The organism is Akkermansia muciniphila (assembly GCF_040616545.1).
Classification (GTDB): Bacteria; Verrucomicrobiota; Verrucomicrobiia; order Verrucomicrobiales; family Akkermansiaceae; genus Akkermansia; species Akkermansia muciniphila_E.
Genome location: NZ_CP156688.1, coordinates 2639194 through 2660253 on the forward strand (window position 1 = coordinate 2639194; position 21060 = coordinate 2660253).

The 21060-nt window shown below is 59.0% G+C and carries 18 protein-coding genes and 1 other RNA gene; 3 read left to right on the forward strand and 16 right to left on the reverse strand.

The window, feature by feature from the left end; all coding sequences use genetic code 11:
- The first annotated feature begins 9 nt into the window (after positions 1-9).
- A complete protein-coding gene (locus ABGM91_RS10680; RefSeq protein ID WP_354832211.1) occupies positions 10-600 on the forward strand; it encodes a hypothetical protein in 591 nt (196 codons plus the stop codon).
- On the opposite strand, the gene ABGM91_RS10685 is transcribed toward ABGM91_RS10680, so the two are convergent.
- From ABGM91_RS10685 to ABGM91_RS10715, 7 genes are all read right to left on the reverse strand, one after another.
- Complete coding sequence (locus ABGM91_RS10685) at positions 543-2567, reverse strand: tetratricopeptide repeat protein (protein ID WP_354832213.1); 2025 nt, start codon at positions 2565-2567, stop codon at positions 543-545. The two genes, ABGM91_RS10680 and ABGM91_RS10685, sit on opposite strands and share 58 nt — an antisense overlap.
- A gap of 99 nt (positions 2568-2666) precedes the next feature.
- The gene (locus tag ABGM91_RS10690) at positions 2667-3563 is read right to left on the reverse strand and encodes a hypothetical protein (protein WP_354832215.1); all 897 of its coding nucleotides are present in this window, start codon (positions 3561-3563) and stop codon (positions 2667-2669) included.
- Between the two features lie 32 nt (positions 3564-3595).
- Complete coding sequence (gene aroC, locus ABGM91_RS10695) at positions 3596-4681, reverse strand: chorismate synthase (RefSeq protein WP_354832217.1); 1086 nt, start codon at positions 4679-4681, stop codon at positions 3596-3598.
- A 130-nt stretch (positions 4682-4811) separates the two neighbouring features.
- Positions 4812-5081 (reverse strand): HU family DNA-binding protein, encoded by a 270-nt coding sequence (locus tag ABGM91_RS10700; RefSeq protein WP_022398307.1) that lies wholly within the window; start codon positions 5079-5081, stop codon positions 4812-4814.
- Between the two features lie 71 nt (positions 5082-5152).
- The gene (murA, locus tag ABGM91_RS10705; protein ID WP_215428290.1) at positions 5153-6430 is read right to left on the reverse strand and encodes a UDP-N-acetylglucosamine 1-carboxyvinyltransferase; all 1278 of its coding nucleotides are present in this window, start codon (positions 6428-6430) and stop codon (positions 5153-5155) included.
- Between the two features lie 139 nt (positions 6431-6569).
- Positions 6570-6987: RNase P RNA component class A (gene rnpB, locus ABGM91_RS10710), an RNA gene on the reverse strand.
- A gap of 92 nt (positions 6988-7079) precedes the next feature.
- Positions 7080-7532 (reverse strand): hypothetical protein, encoded by a 453-nt coding sequence (locus tag ABGM91_RS10715; protein ID WP_290565866.1) that lies wholly within the window; start codon positions 7530-7532, stop codon positions 7080-7082.
- A gap of 335 nt (positions 7533-7867) precedes the next feature.
- Between ABGM91_RS10715 and aroA the strand changes: the two genes are divergently transcribed.
- Entirely contained in the window at positions 7868-9175 is a 1308-nt protein-coding gene (aroA, locus tag ABGM91_RS10720) for a 3-phosphoshikimate 1-carboxyvinyltransferase (protein ID WP_354832220.1), read from the forward strand.
- 96 nt (positions 9176-9271) lie between these two features.
- Here aroA and ABGM91_RS10725 read toward each other — a convergent pair whose 3' ends face one another.
- Positions 9272-9619, reverse strand: a complete 348-nt coding sequence (locus tag ABGM91_RS10725) for a YkgJ family cysteine cluster protein (RefSeq protein WP_354832222.1) — start codon at positions 9617-9619, stop codon at positions 9272-9274.
- Positions 9620-9627: 8 nt separating this feature from the next.
- Entirely contained in the window at positions 9628-10461 is an 834-nt protein-coding gene (locus tag ABGM91_RS10730; protein ID WP_354832224.1) for a hypothetical protein, read from the reverse strand.
- A gap of 129 nt (positions 10462-10590) precedes the next feature.
- On the opposite strand from ABGM91_RS10730, the gene ABGM91_RS10735 reads away from it, so the two are divergent.
- Complete coding sequence (locus ABGM91_RS10735) at positions 10591-11481, forward strand: hypothetical protein (protein WP_354832226.1); 891 nt, start codon at positions 10591-10593, stop codon at positions 11479-11481.
- Positions 11482-11623: 142 nt separating this feature from the next.
- Here ABGM91_RS10735 and ABGM91_RS10740 read toward each other — a convergent pair whose 3' ends face one another.
- The 7 genes from ABGM91_RS10740 to tatC form a co-directional block, all read right to left on the reverse strand.
- Complete coding sequence (locus ABGM91_RS10740; protein WP_354832228.1) at positions 11624-11899, reverse strand: zinc ribbon domain-containing protein; 276 nt, start codon at positions 11897-11899, stop codon at positions 11624-11626.
- A 66-nt stretch (positions 11900-11965) separates the two neighbouring features.
- Positions 11966-14050 (reverse strand): HAMP domain-containing sensor histidine kinase, encoded by a 2085-nt coding sequence (locus tag ABGM91_RS10745; RefSeq protein ID WP_354832230.1) that lies wholly within the window; start codon positions 14048-14050, stop codon positions 11966-11968.
- The gene (locus tag ABGM91_RS10750) at positions 14047-14736 is read right to left on the reverse strand and encodes a response regulator transcription factor (RefSeq protein ID WP_354832232.1); all 690 of its coding nucleotides are present in this window, start codon (positions 14734-14736) and stop codon (positions 14047-14049) included. The genes ABGM91_RS10745 and ABGM91_RS10750 overlap by 4 nt, the downstream gene beginning before the upstream one ends.
- Positions 14737-14858: 122 nt before the next feature.
- A complete protein-coding gene (locus ABGM91_RS10755) occupies positions 14859-16526 on the reverse strand; it encodes a VWA domain-containing protein (protein WP_354832234.1) in 1668 nt (555 codons plus the stop codon).
- 27 nt (positions 16527-16553) lie between these two features.
- Complete coding sequence (locus ABGM91_RS10760; RefSeq protein ID WP_354832236.1) at positions 16554-18833, reverse strand: VWA domain-containing protein; 2280 nt, start codon at positions 18831-18833, stop codon at positions 16554-16556.
- A 146-nt stretch (positions 18834-18979) separates the two neighbouring features.
- Complete coding sequence (locus ABGM91_RS10765; protein ID WP_215428269.1) at positions 18980-19816, reverse strand: undecaprenyl-diphosphate phosphatase; 837 nt, start codon at positions 19814-19816, stop codon at positions 18980-18982.
- A 24-nt stretch (positions 19817-19840) separates the two neighbouring features.
- Complete coding sequence (gene tatC / locus ABGM91_RS10770) at positions 19841-20989, reverse strand: twin-arginine translocase subunit TatC (protein WP_354832238.1); 1149 nt, start codon at positions 20987-20989, stop codon at positions 19841-19843.
- Positions 20990-21060 lie beyond the last annotated feature (71 nt).

A 21060-nucleotide genomic window follows, 5' to 3' on the forward strand; every position in this document is an offset into this window, starting at 1 on the left:
GATATTTTCATGTTATTCACAACGGCGTGCGTTGCGGTGCTGCTGGAATCGTGCTCCGCGCCCTCCCCTGCTCCGGAAGCCGTGGCCGGATGGTATGAAGGAACCCTTTATGAAGGCAAGCCTTTCTACATTACTAAAAACGCCATCAGCTGGACCAGCGGTAGGAAAAAGGCGGACTTCGGCGACTGGACCGCCGTCAGCGTGTATGACTCCTCCATCCGCCTGGAAGCGGAGGGCGGTACATTCACCATCTCTCCCGGCTACGGCTGGGACGGCGTCACCTGGGGAACCACCCCGCCGGACATGCTCCTTCCTTCCCTGTTCCACGACGCCATGCTGCACGCCAAAATGAACGGGGCCCCCATCGCCAGAAGCCAGATAGACCTGGCCTTCTACGACCTCATGACCACCCAGCACGCCAGCCGCAAGGGACTTTACTACCGCTTTGTACGCCTCTTCGGCTGGTGCTTCACCTTTCCACAGCACCCGCACACGTTGACGGTCCGGCAGGCGGAGAAGACTTTTCTACCCAACTCTCAAATTCAGCTCAAAGGCGCCTGGGACTGGCGAAACACTACCTTCTTCTTTCCTCCCAAATGATGAAGCCTGAATTTGGCCACATCCACCAGATTGGCAAAATCCCTTAATTTGGGTCCGGCAATCACCTTCTCCAGATATTCCTCCCCATCATGAATGACCGGCAGATAGCCTACCGACAGACAGTTTTTGCCCGGCAATACCTTGAGGAGAGAATTCTGGTCATGATAAGAATGCAAAGACAGAATCCTCAATTCCTTTTCATCTTTGAAGGCGGCATCCTTTACTAAATGCCTCAGGTAAATAAGCATTTCCAGAGCGGCCTTTTGAGCCTTTTCGCTGATATGCTCAAAATGCTCCCTAATTTTCCTCAATGATTTACCGATCTCCTGAAATTTCTTCCTCTCAGATTCTTTCAATGTGTCTTCACAAACGTCAAAATCCTTGTTTAAGGAATATTCAAAACATGCAGGGGTATAATACATTCGACCGGAAGAGCATTCATAATACAATACCCAGTAAAGAGGCAGTTTGCGGCACATGTTAGCCTCTTTTTTAGAGGAGTCGTCGTCCTCTTTTTGAACGGCAATCATGGACGTTTCTCCCGGCTTGGCGAAAAAGGATCGGTTAAATACCAGGCACAGCCCGGTTCCTTCCTCCCCCTTGTTCTTTCCGTAAAGACGAAACTGGTTTAGGGAATCAATTGCAGAAGAAAAGGAAGCCTGCAATACGGCAAGATGACTCTGGATTCTTTGGGAAGGTAGACAATCCTGCGTCAGAAAGGCCTGAAAAACGGTGCCTTCCGTAGGATCGTTAGCCGCAGCCAGACTGCATAACAACAAGGGGCTTGCTTTCCCGTTCGCTTTCGTCTGCTTTTGGAGCAAGGTCTCAAATACCATGGAGGATGTATAATGCCCCACTTGCTCAAGATCAGCGTTAAGCAGATACAAGAGTCGATATTGTTCCACCCATAGACGGTGGATATGGAATAAATCTTTTCCGGAACATCCTTCCAGTTGTTCCTTGTTTGCCAGGATATTGAAATCATCGTCTCCACTCCATAAATCCACCTGGCTATTTTCAGGCAGGCTATCCCAGAATTCCTTGCTTCCTACCAGAGACCTTCGGTTCCGTTTTGCTATTTCGTTATTGGCGTTAATCTGAATGGCTTGAATATAACACGCTAACGCCTCTTCCCTTTTACCAAGACCGGATAACAAAAGTCCTTTATTGTTTAGGGATGCATCATGATGAGGATTGATTTCCAGGGCCTTATTGTAACTGGCAAGAGCTTCTTCCTTTCGGCCCAGGTCATCCAGCACATTACCTCTGTTGTAATAGGCCGCCCCATAGTCAGGATTGATTTCCAGGGCCTTATTGTAACTGGCAAGAGCTTCCTCCTTTCTCCCCAAATCATCCAGGACGTTTCCCCTGTTGTAATAAGCCGCATCGTAACCAGGATTGGCCTCCAGCGCCTTGTTATAGCTGGAAAGAGCCTCCTCCTTCCGCCCTAAACTTTTCAGGATAATTCCTCTATTACAATAAGCCTTATCATAATCAGGTTTGATTTCCAACGCCTTGTCGTAGCTATCCAGCGCTTCTTCCTTCCGCTTGAGATCATTCAGGATATTTCCTTTATTATAATAGGCTGCATAATCCTCAGGGTTGATCTGTAACGCTTTGCCATAGCTTACCAACGCTTCCTCCTTCCGACCGAGATCATTCAGAATATATCCCCTATTGTAATGGGCAGCATCATTCCGAGGGTTGATTTCCAATGATTTGTCGTAGCTGGACAGCGCTTCCTCCTGCCTTCCTAATTTTTTCAACACAATGCCCCTGTTACAATAGGCTTTATCGTAAGCAGGATTGATTTCCAGCGCCTTGTTGTAGCTGTCCAGCGCTTCCCTGCTCCGTCCAAGATCATCCAGAACATTTCCTTTCTTCACATAAGCTGTGAAATTTTCAGGATCAAGAACAATCTCACGCTCCCATTTTTCCAATTCCTCCTGCAACTTTTCTTCATCCATGCCAAATCAAACTTGAATATATCCAATACTATCCAAAACAAAAACCTTTGAAAAGCAGATAATAGAAAGGAAAGTAATTCAGTGGAGAGAAGAAGCCGCTTATTCCTCAATAGGCGTGGCTTCGGGAATGTATTCATTCCCGGAGGGGGCCGTCTGGCGGGTTTCCGTGACGAAGCCAAGGACGCGGTCCACGTCCAACTGGGACAGGACGGAGCGCACGTCCTGGTCTTCCAGGAAGCGGGTAAGCTTGACGTCGTTGTAAAGGCCCTGCATGTCCCCCTTCTCCACCAGCAGGCGGATGGCGGGGTCTTCACTCAGGCTTTTCAGGCTCAGCACGCGGCTGGTGATGCGGGAGCGGGGCATGTAGCAGTCCAGCTGGGTGCGGCGCTGGTCGGAGAGTTCCGGGCTGAGCGTCACCAGGTAGGCAATCATTTTTGCCAGGGAGAGGCGTTCCGGATCATGCTCCGGGGAGATGGTCACCAGCCAGTTCAGGTGGGGATTGTCCGTGATGGATTTCTTGACGGAATAAATAGCGGGCAGGGAGATGGTGCGGTTGGGGTCCATGTGATACAGAGCCAGTTCACGGGCGCGCGTCATTTCCGCCATGGAGCCGTAGTAGAAGATGCACATGACGCCCACCCAGCAGACGACCGCCGCCATCAGAATGGTGGTGACAATGCCTTTGGCCCCGCCGAAGCCCATACGCCGCCCCCAGGAGAAGACGTCGCTGAACCAGAACAGGCCGTGCATGAAGATGAAGAAGACCGCCGCCGCCCCTCCGACGGACAGCACGGTGACCATCCATTCCCGTGGGTCGCTGGTGATGAAGGAGAGATAGGTAAAACCGTATTTGGACAGCCAGAAGTAAGCCGCCACGGCGGATAGCACCGCCGCGCCGAACAGGAGCATCTTAATCATCCCTTTCAGCATGCCGAGCACGATGAAGCCGACCAGCAGCGCGCCCAGTACCAGGTAGAATGTGAGGGAGGAGTCCATGAATGACAGGAAAGAAGCCGCGGAACCGATTGTTACAGCGCCCGCTGGCAGCGCTGGCGCAGGTAGTGGTCGCACAGGCAGAGCCACGCCATGGCCTCCACAATGGGCACGGCGCGCGGCAGAACGCAGGCGTCATGCCGTCCCCTGCCCTTGAGCCGGGCATCCTCCCCTGCCTGGTTGACCGTCTGCTGGTCAATCATGAGCGTGGCGGTGGGCTTGAAGCCGATGCGCATCAGGATGTCTTCTCCGTTGGAGATGCCGCCCTGAATGCCGCCGGAGTGGTTGGTGACGGTGTGCACATGGCCGTCCCGCATGTAAAAAGGATCGTTGTGTTCCAGCCCGGTCATCTCCGCCGCCTCAAAGCCGGAGCCCACGGCAAAGGCCTTGGTGGCGGGAATGCTCATCATGGCGTGGGCCAGCGTGGCGTCCAGCTTGTCAAAGACGGGGTCCCCCAGTCCGGGAGGGCAGCCGCGCACCACGCATTTGACCACGCCGCCCAGGGAGTTGCCGGCATCCCGCGCCTCCTTGATGGCGGCAATCATGGCCTCCACCACGGAGGGGTCCGCCGTGCGGACGATGTTGCTTTCAATGACGGAGGCCGTGACGGCCTCCCAGTCCACGGAGGCTTTCACCTGGTGCACCTGGTCCACCCAGGCCAGGACGTCCATGTCCGGAAAGGCCTGCTTCAGCACGGCCCTGGCCACGGCTCCGGCGGCCACGCGGCCGATGGTTTCCCGCGCGGAGGCCCTGCCCCCGCCCGCCCAGGCGCGGATGCCGTATTTGGCGTCATACGTGTAGTCTGCGTGGGAGGGGCGGTACGTGTGGGCCATTTCATCATAGGCGGAGGAACGGTGGTCCTTGTTCCGCACGCTGATGGCGATGGGCGTTCCCAGGGTTTTGCCGTCCAGCACGCCGGAAAGGATTTCCGCGCAGTCTTCCTCCTTGCGGGGGGTCACGATGTCGCTCTGCCCCGGCCTGCGCCGGTCCAGCTCCCGCTGAATGTCTTCTTCCGTCACCGGGACAAGGGACGGACAGCCGTCAATCACCACACCCACCCCGGCTCCATGGGACTCACCCCAGGTGGAGATTCTGAACACCTGACCAAAACTGCTGGACATGGCGGCATTCTAGACGGCGGACCGCATCCGGTCAAGCCGTGGACAACCCCAGCGGGACATAAAAAACACCCCGGTCCGCGGAGGACGGGGTGCTGAAAGAAAAGTGCTATTTTTAGAAGCAACTGCCTTCTTAGTCCTTCAGAGCGGAAGAGGCCTTGAAAGCAACCGTCTTGGAAGCGGGAATATTGATCGCCTTGCCGGTCTTCGGGTTGCGGCCGGTACGGGCTTCACGGGTCTTGGTAGCAAACGTACCAAAGCCGATGATCTGCACCTTGCCGGATTCCTGCACGCCTTCCTTGATGGATTCCAGCACAGCGGCCAGAGCTTCTTCAGCGTGCTTTTTGGTGGTATCGGCACCCAGCTTGTTTTGAATCAATTCGATCAGTTGAGCCTTGTTCATAGGACTTCGGTGAATATCATACGGAATCCTGACAGTAAAGAAAAAATGCGGTACACAAGCCCAAAACGGCGTTAATTGTCGTCATCCGGCTGTCTTTCCACGGCAGCGCCGATCGCCAGGAGCTTTTCATCAATCATTTCATAGCCGCGGTCAATGTGGTACAAACGGTGTATTTCCGTCGTGCCTTCCGCTTTCAGGGCCGCCAGCACCAGCGCGGCGGACGCGCGCAGGTCGGACGCCATGACGGGCGCGCCGCTCAGGGTTTCCACGCCGGAGATGACGGCGGTGCCGTTGTCCACCTTGATGTTCGCGCCCATGCGCTTGAGCTCAGAGCAGTGCATGAAGCGCTGCGGGAAGATGGTGTCCTTCACCACGGAAATGCCCGGCGTGGTGGCGAAGAGGGCCGTCATCTGGGCCTGCATGTCCGTGGGGTAGCCGGGATAAGGGGCCGTCTTGATTTCCCCGCATTTGGGCGTATTACCGGCAATGATGGTGACGGTGTCCCCGCGTTCGTTGAATTCCACGTGGTGCCCGCATTTCCGGAGCAGGTCCGTCACCACGGTCATGTGCTCTTCACAAACGCGCCTCAGGGTCACCCCGTCCCCCATCATGGCGGCGGCCACCATGAAGGTGCCAGCTTCAATGCGGTCCGGAATGACGGTGTGGTTGCAGCCGCGGAGTTTTTCAACCCCTTCAATGACGATGCGGCGCGTTCCGGCGCCCTGGATATTGGCGCCCAGCTTGATCAGGAAGTTGGCCAGGTCCACCACTTCCGGCTCGGAAGCGGCGGATTCAATGACGGTGGTGCCTTCCGCCAGCACGGCGGCCATCATCAGGTTGTCCGTTCCCAGAACGGTGGGGCCGTGGTCCCCGCTCAAATCCACCGTGGCGCCCTTCAGGCCCCCGGGGGCCTCAATAATCAGGTTGCCGCGCTCAATCTGCACCCGGGCGCCGAGCGCCTGGATGGCCCTGATGTGCAGGTCCACGGGCCGGTCGCCGATGACGCAGCCGCCCGGCAACGGAATCACGCACCGCTGCATGCGGGCCATCAGGGGCCCCAGCAGGCAGATGGAGGCGCGCATCTTGCGCACCTGTTCATAGGTGGCTTCGGAATGCAGGTTCCTGGCCTCCACGCGCACGTTGCCGCTGGACCTCTCCACGGAAGCGCCAAGCTGGCCCATGATCTGCACCATGAAATTGGTATCGGAGACATCCGGCACACGGCGCACCACCACAGGCTCATCCGTCAGCAGGGACGCGGCCAGAATGGGCAGGGACGCATTTTTGGACCCGCTGATATTGACGGCTCCCCTCAGCGTAAAACCTCCGTGTACAACAAGCTTCTCCATAGTGGGTGGCAATTAGGTGACGGATTCTACACATTTGAGACATCCATGCAACCCCAAAGAGACCCCGGAACCGGACAATTTCCCGGACGTTTCCCTTCCCGGAAAAGGCGGCGGAAAGCCGCGGGGCAAAAAAGACAGATGCCGATCAGGTTCTGTAAGCCAGATTTTGTCCACCGGCGCAGGCCGGCTGTGTGGCCATTTTTCTCACGCGGACTGCGGTGAAGCATTCCGCGCGCCCGTTCGTTTTACGGAACGGGTGCGACTAATACCCGGGGATCCGGCGGGCAGGCAACCCTTCCCCTGTTTGTCTTGCATCGCGCGGGGTTTACCATGCCTCCTTGGTCGCCCTCGGAGCGGTGAGCTCTTACCTCCCCTTTTCACCCTTGCCTGAACGGGGGTAAACCCCGTCCGGGCGGTTTGTTTTCTGTGGCACTTTCCGTCCGGGAACCCTTGGGAGGTTCCCGTCTCCCGCTTTCACGGGACACGCTGCCTTGTGATGTCCGGACTTTCCTCTACCCCGGCCCGAAGACCGGAACAGCGACCACCCGAACCTGATCGGCACGGACTACATACGCCTTCAGCGGCGCGCGGTAAAGCCCAAAGCGGGTACGGAGGGCATTTTGTTCCCCTTCCCTGTTCTCCTCCGGACTCAGGAAATGCCGGGCTCCTTCAGGCAGGCCTCATAGCACGCTTTGTTAAGAGCCTTGCAGACGGCGGTATTGCCGCTTGCGGCAGGTACCGGATGAAATTTCTTTTCCCCCGCGGCGTGCAGGAAAACGGCCGGTTCTTCCGGCTGAAGAGAGGCGCCTTTAGTCCATCCTTCCTTTAAGAGGGTTTTGGCCAGGGATTCCACCTTGTAGGCGTCGCCTTTCAGAAATACCTTTTTAACAGGGTACTGCTTCCCCAGCGCATCCGCATACAAGGCGAACGGGCGTCTCTTCACCTCCACTCCGTCATCTTTCAACGTGACGTCGTACACAAGGGCGCCGATGCTGACATGCACGGCCGCTTCAGAAACAGGCTGCACGGATTGGCGCTGGGAACAGGCGGCCATGACGCCCAGCGCGGTACAGAGAATGACAGTCCGGACAATGAAACTCACCGGCCTTTTCTATTTCACATTCTCTTGAATGTCAATCCTTGAAACAAGGCAGAGCGGCCACAAGACCACTCCCGTGGCCGCTCCAACTTACTACCTATGAAAACCAGCTTGATCCATTGATCCGGAAAGGCTCTCTCCTTCCTTTCCGGAGGACGCAGCCGATAACGGGTTGAAATATACGTCACCGCCCCGGAAAATCAACTCCATTATGGGGCGTCCACCGCTCCAGTTCCAGCGCCTTTCCGGAAGCCCGGCGCCATCCATTCCGCCTCCCGGCTTCTCGTAATTGGCTTGATTCAGCCGCCAATACAGGTTAGTTCTTCCGGGACGCCGCCATGAACCTTCACTCCCATTCCATTCCCTCCCTGCAAGGGGTACTGACCGTGCCCGGAGACAAGAGCATCTCCCACCGCGCCGCCATTCTGGGCGGTCTGGCGAAAGGGGTGACGGAGGTGGATAATTTCCTGTGCAGTGAAGACTGCCTGAATACCCTGCGCGCCATGGAACAGCTGGGAGCGAAGGTGGAGGTGCTGGAAGAACGGGAGGGGTACGGCCCCGTCCGCTTCCGCATGACGGGCGTGGCCATGAAGCCCGCGGCCCCCGCCCGGCCCATTGACTGCGGCAATTCCGGCACGGGCATGAGGCTGCTTGCCGGCATGCTGGCCGCCTGCCCCTTTGATTCCGAGATGTTCGGAGACGCTTCCCTGAGTTCCCGCCCCATGGGCCGCATCATGCAGCCGCTGGAACAGATGGGCGCGCGGATTGAAGCCCGCGGCGCCAAGCCGGGCTGCGCCCCCCTGTATATCCATGGCGGCCGCGTTCACCCCATTTCCTACACGCTGCCCATGGCGAGCGCCCAGGTGAAAAGCGCCATCCTGCTGGCCGCCATGTTTGCGGACGGCGTTACCACCGTGCGCCAGCCCGCCGTCACCCGTGACCACACGGAACGCCTGTTCCGCCACTTTGGCGTGCCCTGCACCGTGGACGGCCTGACCGTGAGTACAAAAGGTCCAGCGCTTCCCATGGCCCATGACCTGACGGTCCCCGCAGACATTTCTTCCGCCGCCTTCTGGATGGTGGCCGCCGCCAGCCGTCCCGGCTCCCGGCTGACGCTGCGCCAGGTGGGCCTGAACGATACCCGGAACGCCGTCATCAGCGCGCTGAAGAGGATGGGCGTGCGAATGGATATTGCCACCACGTCCCCGGAGGATGCGGGGGAACCGTACGGGGATATCACCGTATACGGCTCGGACGCCCTGCACGGAACCAGCCTGCTTCCGGAGGAGATTCCCAACCTGATTGACGAGATTCCCATCCTGGCCGTGGCCGGAGCCCTGGGCCAGGGAGATTTCATCGTCCGCAACGCCCATGAACTGCGCGTCAAGGAGACGGACCGCATCGCCACCACGGCGGCGAACCTCCGCCTTATGGGCGTAAACGTGGAGGAATTTGACGACGGCATGATCGTTCACGGCGGCACCGCGCTGAAAGGCGCAGAACTTCCCAGCTACGGGGACCACCGCATCGCCATGAGCTTCCTGGTGGCCGGGTTCAGCGCCCAGGGGGATACCGTGCTGACGGATGCGGAGTGCATTAATACGTCCTACCCGGGTTTTGAACAGGATTTAGGGCAGTTTATTTAATCCTGCAAGCTCTCTCATTAAAATTTCCCTCCGCCGTACTTCGGAAAAAATTTCATTCACGCAGGCCCGGAGGCTTTCTCCCCGTCGCCGGGCACGTTATTCCCCTTGTCCCTCCTTCACTTCCCTGGCGCGGCACAGTTCCCGCCAGCCGGGAAAATTCCATTGGCTTGGGAAGCCCCGGCACTGGCGCGGTTTGACGGGATTGATCCGGCAGCCGTTTTCCGTGAGCATCATGCAGGCGCCGTCCTCCGCGTCCCGGATGGATAATCCCTGCCTGTTGGCGCGTAAACGGCAGCACTCGTCGATAAACGCCTGTTCCTCCATGTGCAGGAAACGGGAGATTTCCCGCACTTCATCCTCTTCTATGCACACGTCCCCCGCCCAGCGGCAGCACGCGCCGCACCGGGCGCATTCATACCGCGCCGCCTTTCCGCTTTCCGTCATGCGCCTCCTTAAGTGAAAATTCCCCGGATAACGCCTATGTTCATGTGGGCGTCCCTCCACCGCGGATTATTGACGGCGGTTTCAAAGTCCTGGGGCAGTTTCCCGATGGTGCCGGGGGCCTGCGCCAGCCCCGTCAGGATCTGCTTGAGCCTGGAGCGGGAAATGAGGGTGGGCTGGTTCGTCCATTGGAACACTTCACTGTCAATGATATAGCCTTCATCAATCTTGGTGATGTATTTGGGGAAGCGCAGGTGGGGGTTCTGCTCCACGTAAACGCAGCGGCCGATGGAGCGCTTGGAGCGGAAAGGATGGAAGAAGCGCCGGAGGCTCTTGACCCAGTCCGGGGCCTCGGACAGCCCTTCCGCATGCACCCACATGGTAGCCAGCTGTTCCACGGGATAAAAGTAGGAGTACGTGTAGGCGGCCTTGTAACGCGTGCTGCCCCGCCATGCATGGCGCAGGCGCACCATGTCCGCCTGGCCGGACGTCAGCAGCTCCAGTGCCCGCTTCAACTGCTTCTCCAGGGTTTCCCCACGCAGATGCTCCCAGATCATGCAGTCGTCCTCCGCCAGCAGGATATAATCCGTATCCAGGGAGTTGACCGCCGTGTGGAGCGTTCCTATAAAGCCGCCGTCCGCGGGGGATGCCTCCGCGGAAAGCCCGTAGGAGAGGGCCGTTTCGCACACCTTGGTGGCATTCTCCGGAAAAACGATGCAGGCCTCATCAAAATATTCCAGCAGGCCTGCCCTGTCATAGGACGCCAGCGTCATGGCCAGCGTATACGGGGCATTATCGCACAGCAGGGCCAGACCAACTTTTTTATCTTGATAGAGAATTCCCATCACGTAGAACGTTTTTGCAGTCTAAGACAAGAGGAAGCCCGTTTCCAAGCAAAATAATTTTAAACAAATGTACATTTCTCCCGCCGCTTTCCAGGCAAAGGGAAAAAACGCCCACTCCATTTCAACATCATGAAAGCATACGATATTTTAAAGAATTCTCTGCTGGCGGCAGCCATCGGCTGCGCCCTGTCCAGTTGCTATGATCCCTATTATGACAGTTTCAGCGTATCGGGATCCTACAGCAGCGGCGGCTCCGGCGCGTCCTACATGTATGACAATGCCGGCTATCCCATTTACGGGTACTACGGGGGCAGGCCCATTTATGCCTATGACACGTTCGGCAGCCCCATTTACTCCATCAGCCTGATCCGGCCCAATTATTACATTCCCACGTGGGGCCCCGCTCCCTATTACCGCGGGCACTACATCCGGCCCCATTACTGCCGCCCCATGGCGCGTCCGCCCATGAAACCCCAGTACAGGCCGGATCATTTCCGTCCGGACCACCGTCCGGGGAACAACAGGCCGGTTCCCCAGCCAGGGAGGCCGGGCCACCGTCCGGACTTCGGCAAACCCGGCAGTCCCTCCCGTCCCCCCGTGATTCATCCCGGCGGCGGCCACAACCGCCCGGACCGTCCCGGAATCAGCCAGCCCGGCGGCAGCCACGGGAAGCCGGACTTTGGAAAACCCGGCCGTCCTTCACGCCCTTCCGCAAACAATCCCCACCGTCCCGGCGGCAATAATCCCGGCGGTTCGCATCGTCCGGGCATAAGCCGCCCGGAGGGCAGCCGCCCATCCAGACCGGATTCCGGCCGTCCTTCCATGCCGTCATCACGGCCAGCCCCGTCCAATCCGGGCATGAGCCGTCCCGGCAGCGCGCCGTCCGTCTCCAGGCCTTCTTCCCCGCCGCCGTCCGCCGGCGCGCCTGTCAGGCCGTCCTCTCCTCCTTCTGCCGCTCCGTCCCGTCCCTCCCCCCGGCCTTCCGCTCCGGGCGGAGCCCATGGTCCGCACAGGAGATAGCCGCCTCTGCAAGGTTCTTCCTGCGGGGCTGTCTTGCGAAGGGTTTGATAAACCGGGAAAAGACAGCCCCGCCTTTTACCCGGGAAAGACAGGCAAGAATGGGGCTTCCCACCGTGAACGGCTTGGAAGACGGCAGGGCGCCCTATTGCTTTTTCCAGCGTTTCAGCGTGGGAAAATACCGGGTCATTTGAGCAACGGCTTCCTCCCTGGTAAAAGAAGAGCCATTTTCCTTGTTGAACTCCTCCACAAATCCGGCGCAATGCGCAATCATCTCCTCCATGGTGCAGTCTGAGGTAAAGGCTCCGCCTTGAAAGCAATAGCAGCAGTATTCCTCACTGGCGCTTCCGTCATGACTGGTGCCGCAATCCTCTTTGCTTTTCAGGGGCATGCCGCAGCTTTGGCAGAATGGCGTATTCATGAAAAAGGATTAAAACCTATCCGGCCGCTTTTTTGAAGAAAAATGTTTCCTGGCGGAACGGTGGGCTCACACCCTGGAAAAAGGGAGCCTGAGGGCAAACCGGCATCCGTGTCCGGAACTTTCCTCCAGGCACAAATCCCCGCCCATGCTCCTGGCCAGCTCCCGGGACAACGCCAGCCCCAGCCCCACGCCCGGCTGTTTTCCGGCGGCTTCCTCCGCAGACCTGGAAAAGGGGCGGAACAGTTTGCCTTTCAGGGAATCGGAGATGCCTTTCCCTTCATCCTCCACGCGGATAACCAGAAAACGCTTCTCCATTTTCAGCTCCACCTTCAGGATGCTTCCGTCAAACCGCGCGTACTTGGCGGCGTTGTCCGCCAGGTTATACACAATCTGCTCCACGGCGGTCATGTCCGCCATCACGCTCTCCTGCTGCAACTCCGGCGCCACGGAAAGCTGGGAGTCCATGCCGGCTGCGGTCATCCGGGGGGAAATGCGGGCAATGACGGAGGCGGCCAGCTCCGGCACGGGAATCTTCTCCGGATGGAGGGAAATAGAATTTTTCTCCACCCGGGCATAGCTCAGCACATTATCCACCAGATGCGTCAGCCTGCCTGCCTCGTTTTTCAGGATGTCCACATAGTCCATTTCCCTGCCCTTGGGCACCAGGCCGGAGGAGAGCATTTCCGTGTACATGTTAAAGGTGGTCAGCGGCGTTCTCAGCTCATGGGTTACGGCGGAAACAAAGACGGCGCGGCGTTCGCTCAACCGGATAAGGCCAATCATGAAGCCGATGACCCCGCACAGGGCCAGAATGCCGCAGAACCACGCCATGGCGATGGAGTTCCACACCGTGCGCAGGGAGTTGGCAGGCATGGGAGGCAGATTCCCCGGGTTCAGCATGGCGGGAATGCCAGCCAGGGTCAGATAGCTTTCCTCCCGGCCGTCCGCCGGCGCCAGGGTGGCATCCGGCAAAATATCAGCCACGGATTCCAGAAGGTAGGCGGACAATTTGTCCCAATCCAGCCAGATGCCCTGCACCCATACCTGGCCGTGGTCTGAAATGCGGCGCGTCAGGAAGCACTCACTCCCCTCCTGCCACCTGGGCTGGAGGGAGGAAATGGAGAGCTCCCTGTAACTTTCCGGGGCGCCGGCCATCCTTTCACGGCGGGGAACGGTTATCTCCGCCAAATTTTCCTGCGGCGCGCTTGCCGGGGGCGCCTTTTCTTCATGGACTTCAAACTGAAGCCTCTTCCCGTCCAGGGTCAATTCCCCGGCTCCGGTATCCAGAAGAGCCACAATATCTCCGGACTTGCTTTTCTGCTTTTTTCCGGTCTTCAAGGGACCTCCATAAGTCAGGCATTGGCCCTTGTGTTCCAGATTTTCCATGCCATTCACCGACCCTGAAACGGTCATCCGGCCTTCCCCCTCAACATCCCTTTTCCCGCGCTGGAGGGATTCCACGGCCTTCTTTTTTACCTTGACGCTGACATTGTACTCCTGCTGGCTGTTGGAAAGGTTTTTGCGCATGTTGTAGTCTTCCATTCCCTGCTGGAAGGCTTTCCGGCTTTCCACCGCCAGTTCCTGCGGCATGCCGTTCTTCTGCTGTTCCTTTCCGCCCACGATGGTCACGGAAGATATCTGTACCGCTTCTGCCGGCGGAGGGGCGGAGAAAGTATCCGGCTGCGGCTGCGTCACTTCTTCCCTGGAAATGGAGGAAGGCTGCGGCAAATTCTTCATGGCGTCCACCACATGGCTGCCCCACCCGGATTTTCCCAGTTGGATGACATATTCCAGACGCTCCGCACCTTTCTGGGGTGAGGAAACCTTCCCCTGCGGGTCTATCTGGAAATACAGTTTGGCAAACTCGGATAAATCCGGCATGGAGCCCTCCTTCCTGAGGGATTCCGCCAGAGCGCCCCTCTGGAAATATTCTCCGGGAGAACGGTTGTTTTCCCCGGCAATCATGGAGGCCAGCAGGGAATCCATGCGCCACAGGGCCAGGCGGCTCTGCTCCACCAGGCGTATCTGGTGCGTCTCCGCCAGCCTGCGCTTCTCTGCGTCCAGCATGGAATGGCTGAGCCACCCCATCACCCCCAGCAGAATCAGCAGGCAGGACCACAGCAGCAAATGGAAGGAAAAACGGCTGCTCATGCATCATCCTCCCAAACGTAGCCCTGCCCCCTGAGGGTGCGGATGACGGCGGCATTCCTTTTCCCCATTTTTTCCCGCAGGCGGGCGATCGTGGTGTCAATGCTCCGCGTTTCCACCAGCCGGGGGTCCATCTTCCAGACCCTCGCCAGGATTTCCTCACGGGTGATGATTCTTCCGGCATTGGCCGCCAGATGGCGCGCCAGGTCAAATTCCTTGGTCGTCAGCGTCACGGGGCCCTCCTCCAGCACCAGGGCGCGGGTGGCAAAATCCAGGTGCCCTTCCGGCAGCATGACGCGGCTGACGGCGCTGGGCCTTTCCGGGGACCGCCTCAGCACGGCCTCTATCCTGGCAAGAACCTCCAGCAGGCTGAAGGGCTTCACCACGTAATCATCCGCCCCCAGCTTCAGCCCCTTCACCTTGTCCGCCTCCGCCCCCTTGGCGGTAAGCATCAGCACGGGAACCGTGGCCCGGTCTTCCCGGATGCGCCTCAGCAGGTCAAATCCGTTCGCTCCGGGCAGCACTACATCCAGCAGGGCCAGGTCATACTCTTCTGCGTGGATCATTTCCAGAGCTTCATAGCCGTCCCCGGCGGACAAAACGTCATAGCCGGACACCGAGAGGGCGTCCGCCAGGCCGTTTCTGATGGCATGGTCGTCTTCTACGACCAGAATGCGGTAGCGGTGCATGTATGCAGAGTAATCTATCAAATATAAACGTTCCGGTAAAACCGGTTTTTTCAGAAAGAACAATCCTGCGGGACCGCCCGTACTCCCGGGCAGCCCCGCAGGGCACTCATTTCTTCACTCTGTTATTTCATAGGGGAATTTTTTCCTTCCGCTCCGTTCTCTTCCACAAAGGAAAACTGCTTTTTGGAAGCCTGCTTCCGTACGGCCTGGATAATGGCGTCATCCAGGCTGTCCGGCCCGGCATTCCCGGAAACGCTCTGCTGCGCCTTCCACCTGGCCAGCCATTCGCTGCGCAGGGCATCCAGCTCCATCACCTTTTTCTGCAGGGCTCCGCGTTCTTCCGCCTTCTTCTTCACCACGGCCTCCAATTCTTCCGGGGTTTTGCCTTCCAGTTCCTTGGGAAGCTGTCCGGCGCCATTCAACTTGCCCAGAGCCTTGGCTCCGTCCCGTTCGTAAAGGTCCACCAGGTCCCAGGAGGTATTGCGGTACGCCGCCTTGTTGGCCTTCGCCTTGACGCGGCCCGCGTAAGCCGTGGATGACAGCTCCCGCGCCAGCCTGTCCTGGCCCTCCTGCTTGCTCAGCCGTTCAGCCTGAACTTCCTGGGAACCGTAGGCCAGATACGTCCCGTTCAGGGAGGAGCTCAGCTTGGCAAGCTCCCCGTCATAGGGCGTTTCCGGGTCCGGGGGAGTGGCATTGTGGTCAATGTTGAGGAAGCTGCCGTCCCCCTTCTTGGCGCCGTCCTTCCACAGGGCCGTATCCCGGTCCCCCGCATTCCCGCAATGAATGGTATTGACGGTGATGCCCTTCGCCAGGCCCCGCGCGATAGATTCCGCATACGGCACATTGCCCTGGTTGAAGGGTTCATTGCCGGCAATAAACACCAGTTTCAGCGCATTGGGGTCCTCCGTATTCCATTTCAGCTCCTTCACGGCCCGGTCAATGACGGCGCCGCAGCATTCCGTGCCGCCGTTGGTTTTCAGCTTGAACAATTCCTCGGAGACCTTGTCCAGATCATCCGTGAGCGGAAGCACCTGGCGGACCCACGCGTCTTTGGAAGACAGCCCGTCGTTTCCATATTCATAAAGGGCAATTTGGATATCGGGCAATTTACCGTTCTGGCGCGCCAGCGTCATGTCATTGACAATCTTCCACAGGTACGTGCGCGCCTGGTTGATGAGTCCGGTCATGCTGCCGGAGGTATCCAGCAAAAGGGCAATCTGGACCGCGGCGCGGTCTTCCTTTTTTACAGCCGCCTGCTCCGGCGCGGCGGCCGTTCCGCAAGAAGCTTCTTCCTTCACCGGAACCACGCTGACCTCCATGCCGCCCGGAACGGCGCCTTTTGCGGTGGTGATGGAATACGCGGCCTCCTTCACACCGTCAGCCTTCTCCGCTTTCACCGTACTTATGATGATGCCGGAGCTGCCTTTCCCCGTGGTCCTTATGGAATAGGCAGCTTCCATCTTCGGGGTTACGCTGATCTCCATTTCTCCGAGGACGGCCCCGTTCCTGGCCGTGACGGAATAGGAGGCTCCCTTAATCTCCCCGGCCTTTTCCGGTTCAGCCGCGCTTATGACCACGCAGGAAGCGTGCCCCGCAGCGGAACTTACAGTAGCGGAAGACACGGATTTTTTCACCTCCTGCGCGTTCCCCTGCTGTCCCGGAGTAAGGGAGGATTTACCCTTTTCCTGCGGAACGGGCTGCCCGGCCGCGGGAATGGCCGGGGATTCGCCATGCGCGCAGAATGCTCCGGCGCCCAGCAGCCCCAATGTACATGCAATAATATGGTTCATGATTGTTGATTAGTATTTATTGTTTGTTTACGGAAAACTGTTCTGCATCAGCACGGTTTCTCCATCCAGGAGAAGCATCACGGAGCCATCCAGGGCCAGGAGCCCCTGGCGGTTGGTCTTAACCAGCTTGTCAGCCACGGCGGCATATTCCGGCGTGCCCACCTGGACCGTCCTCACGGCGCGGCCCGCGTCCGGGAGGGAAAGCACGGCGCTCTCCATCCAGACGCCGTTCCTGTTAAAATATCCGTTCTGCGCAATCTGCGCCGTGTGATGGAAGGAAACGGCGCGGCCCCGGCGGTCCATCTGAATGTTGTACTTGTTAACGGCCAGCTCCTTCTTCTTGGCTACGGCATTCTCCTGCAGGGCAATCGCACCCAGACCTTCACGCGACTCCCGCATCACTCTTCCCATCTGTCCGCCCCGCGGGGAAGTCCCCGGAACGCGCCATGAACCGGAACTGCCGTCATCCGCAAAAAAGGCGGTGGCTGAACTCATGATCCCGAAATCCCGGGAAAGCCGCATGATCTCCTCCGCCAATTCCAGCGTTTTGGGATAATTCCTCATCTCTTCCGTACCGGAAGAATCTTCCCCCATATCCATCAGGGCCGTTTCCAGACTGCCTATTTTACGGGCGGCCCACAGCCGGGCCACAAAATCATCCTTCATGCTGGCGATGCGCCGCGGGTCCACAGTGATGGAAAAAGCCCGTTCCGCGTTATTCCGGTCCACGCAGGTTCCCTTGACCAGGAAAGGTTCCGTGCCTATGTACCTGCCGGCCAGCACGGCGGGGGTTCCGGAATAAATATCCGGCAGAGTCCCGGAGGGAATGGCGTCCTGCACCCTTCCCGGCTGTTCCCTGCCATCCGGAGAGCAGACGGTATAACGGACCTTCCGGAAAACGGGGCCGTACAACTGCCGGAATACCTGCCCCAGCTTGACCTCAAGACTTTCCCCGGGAAGGACGTAGGACGGCAGCCCTCCGGAAATTTCAGCCATGCGCCTCAGCAGGGGGGCATTCACGTCTTCCCCCACCCCGATGGTGAAAATGCGCCTTTCCTCCTTGTTCCTCTCTCCCGCCAGGGCCACAATGTCTTTTTCAGAAGTGCGGCCAATCGTGGGAAGGCCGTCCGTTAGGAAAAGCACCACGGGCAGCATCCCCTCATGGGAGGGCTGGGCCAGCGCGGCGGACAGGGCCTCATGCACATTGGTGCCGCCCCGCGCCACCACGGCGTCCAGCCACGCATGGGCCGCTTTTTCCGACTCTCCGCTCTTTTCCACCGGGGCCGCCTCAAACAGGTTGATCCCTTCGTTATAAGTGATGATGTTAAAGCGTTCTCCAGGATTCAGGCCGGAAACGATCTGCTTGGCCGCCTCCTTCATGCTGGCCAGCTTTTCCCCGCGCATGCTGCCGGACCTGTCCAGCACCAGCGTGACTTCCCGGAGGATGGAGTTTGCGCCGGGAGGGCCGTCCTTGCCCACCATCGCCAGAAAGTAGCCGTTTTTGCCGCCTTCCGCGTCAGGAGAAGCGTAAATGCTGGTATCCGGAGCGGCGTGGCCCTGCCCTTTTTGCCCCCGTGCTTCCAGCCATGACAGGCGGAAGGGTCCGGGGCTCATCCTCTCCTCCGCCAGGGTCAGAACCACGGTTCCATCCTCCAGCTCACGGCGCTCCATCTGATGGGAGGGGGTGAAAACATTGCCCGGACCGTCCTTTCCGGGGGCCAGCTCCACCCTCACCGTCCACGGCACGCCGCCGGACAGGGCTTCCGTTCTGGGCAGGACGTAATCCAGGCGGTGGTCCGCGGGGACCAGCAGTTGTTCGTAAACAATGCCCAGTTTCACGGAAGACCGGGGAGGCACCGGAAACACGCTGGTCCGGATGACGCCGTAGCCCGCAAATTCCAGCAGGGCCGGGTCTTTTCTGCCCGCTACAATGCGGTCATACAGGCGGCGGGCTTCCGCCGCGGGCATCAGGGACGCCTGCCAGGCCGTTTTTCCGTCACCGTAATAAAATCCCTTCACCACCACGCCTTCCGGCACGGGCAGCAGCAGCTCCGCCTCCGCGGGGGAGGAACCGTCATTGCGCACATTCAGCTCCAGGGTGGTCACGGCACTGCGTCCGTTCACCAGAACGCGGGCATTCACCTTTTCCATGCCCACCGCCTGCCGGACCATCCGGTCCGCCGGAGGGATGACGCGCCTCTGCGGCAGGATGATGTTCCGGGCAGCCAGCCCGTCATCAGCCTCCCGGGAATGCGCCGGAACGGCTATTCCCGCCCATACGGCTATCAGGCACCACATGATGTTCATGCCTCCATGATGCCGGAAAAACCAATTCCGTGTGTTACAATCAGGTTACATTTTCAAAACCTCTTTTCCCGCGGCCGGAAAAATAAAAGGGCCGCCTTCCCGGACCGGGCAGCGGCTCTTGACATTCAACAAAGAGGAATAAAATTTTAATGCATCAGCCCCGCTCCCAAAAGAACCAGGGTCACGATGCCGATGGCGATGCGGTACCAGCCGAACACGGCGAAACTGTGCTTTTGAAGGTAGGAGACCATCCACTTTACGGCCAGCCATGCGGACAGCCAGCTCACGACCGTTCCCACGGCCAGGGCCTCCCATCCGAAGGCTTCCAGCATCAGCGCTCCATCCTTGTACGCATCATGCGCCGTGGCCGCGCCCAGGGTAATCAGGCCCAGCAGGAAGCTGAATTCCACGGCGGCCTCCACGCTCAGCCCCACGAACATGCCTCCCAGCATGGTCATCAGGCTCCGGCTGGTGCCGGGGACCATGGCCACGCACTGGAGCGCGCCCACCGTCAGGGCCTTGGCCGGAGTAAGGCTTTCAATGGAAGCCCCGGCGTTCCCCTCATTGGAACGCCCCTGCCTGGCGCGCCAGGCGCAGTACGCCAGAATCACGCCGCCGCCCACAATCCAGGAATAAGCCACCGTGTACGTATTGAACAGGTACTCCTTGATCAGGGAGGCGCAGCACAGGCCCACCACGGCGGCGGGGAGAAAGGCCAGAATGAGGTTCACCAGCAGCTTCAGCCCGGCGGGATTATTGCCGCGCAAGCCCTGCGCCATGGACTTCACCCGGGGGAAGTACAGGCTCAGCACCGCCAGGATGGCCCCGCCCTGGATGCAGACGGCCAGGGCGTCCAGGGCCTCCTTGCTCTGGGACATGTTCAGCAGGGATTCCGTCAGGAGAAGGTGTCCTGTGGAGCTGACCGGCAGGTACTCGGTCAGGCCTTCCACAATGCCCAGGATGATGATGTCCAGGAGATTCATGTTACTAGCGTCGGTTGGATGTGTTTAATGGTTGTAGGGAGAATTGTCGTTGTTGAAGTCTTCTTCAAACCGGGCGACTTCCTCCCGGGCGCGGGCGGCCTCCTTGCGCTCATGCATCCAGGCCAGGATGATGCATATTTCATACAGCGCATACATGGGGACGGCCATCAGCATCATGGTGGCTACGTCCGGCGTGGGGGTGATGACCGCGGCCAGAATGGCGATCGCCACAATGGCGTAGCGGCGCGTGGCCTTCATCATGTCGTAGGTCAGCACGCCCAGCTTGACGAAGGGCATCACCACCACGGGCAGTTCAAACGCCAGGCCGAACATCAGGATCATCTGCGTGGCGAAAGACAGGTAATAGCCGATGCGCCATTCATTGGAAATGCCGAATTCCAGGGAGTACGTATAGAAGAAGGTCAGCACCCTGGGAAGCACGATGAAGTAGCAGAACAGCGTTCCGGCCAGGAACAGGCCGAAGCCGACCGCCATGCACTTGTACAGCAGCTTGCGCTCATGCTCCAGCAGCCCCGGAATAATAAACTGGAGCAGGAAGTACAGCAGCAGGGGGAAGGAGATCACCACCCCGGCATACAGGGAAAGCTTGATGGTCAGCATGAACGCCTCCCCGGGCTGGAACGCGCTCATCATCTTGAGGGCCCCCCGTCCCGTCCCGTCCGTCAGAATGGCCTCCTTGGCAAACAGGGATTCCGCCAGTTCCCGCACCGTGGAGCTGGGGCTTCCCTCCCGGATAAAAATTTCCTTCCTGTCCTCCGGCAGAGGTTCCGCTCCCCGGAGCACCAGGGCCGCCTCCGTCAAATCCGCCAGGGACGGGGAAATCTGCCGGAGAAGCAGCTTCCGCTGGGCGCCGTCCAGGCTCATCATGGCCGTGGCCGTTTCCTTGGCCTTTCCCCAGGCGTCCAGCCCTATTCCCGCGGGCAGGTGGGATTCCTCAAACATGTCCCACACCTGGTTGACGGGACGCCGCAGGATGTCCATCAGATTGGACGCGAACCCGGCGCACAGAATCGTGCTGACGGTCAGGCACAGGGCCATCCTCAGCAGCATGGTGCGCAGGTCGTCCAGATGCTCCAGAAAGGGCTTTTCCTCGTCCTCCCGCTCAATCTGCCACTTCTCCCGCAGGCGGAATATGTGCTTTAAAAAGAACACGGCGTTAAATGAACCCTAAAAACCCTTTCCAGGCAAGCCGCAAGGCCGACAACACCCGTAAAAAACGCCCG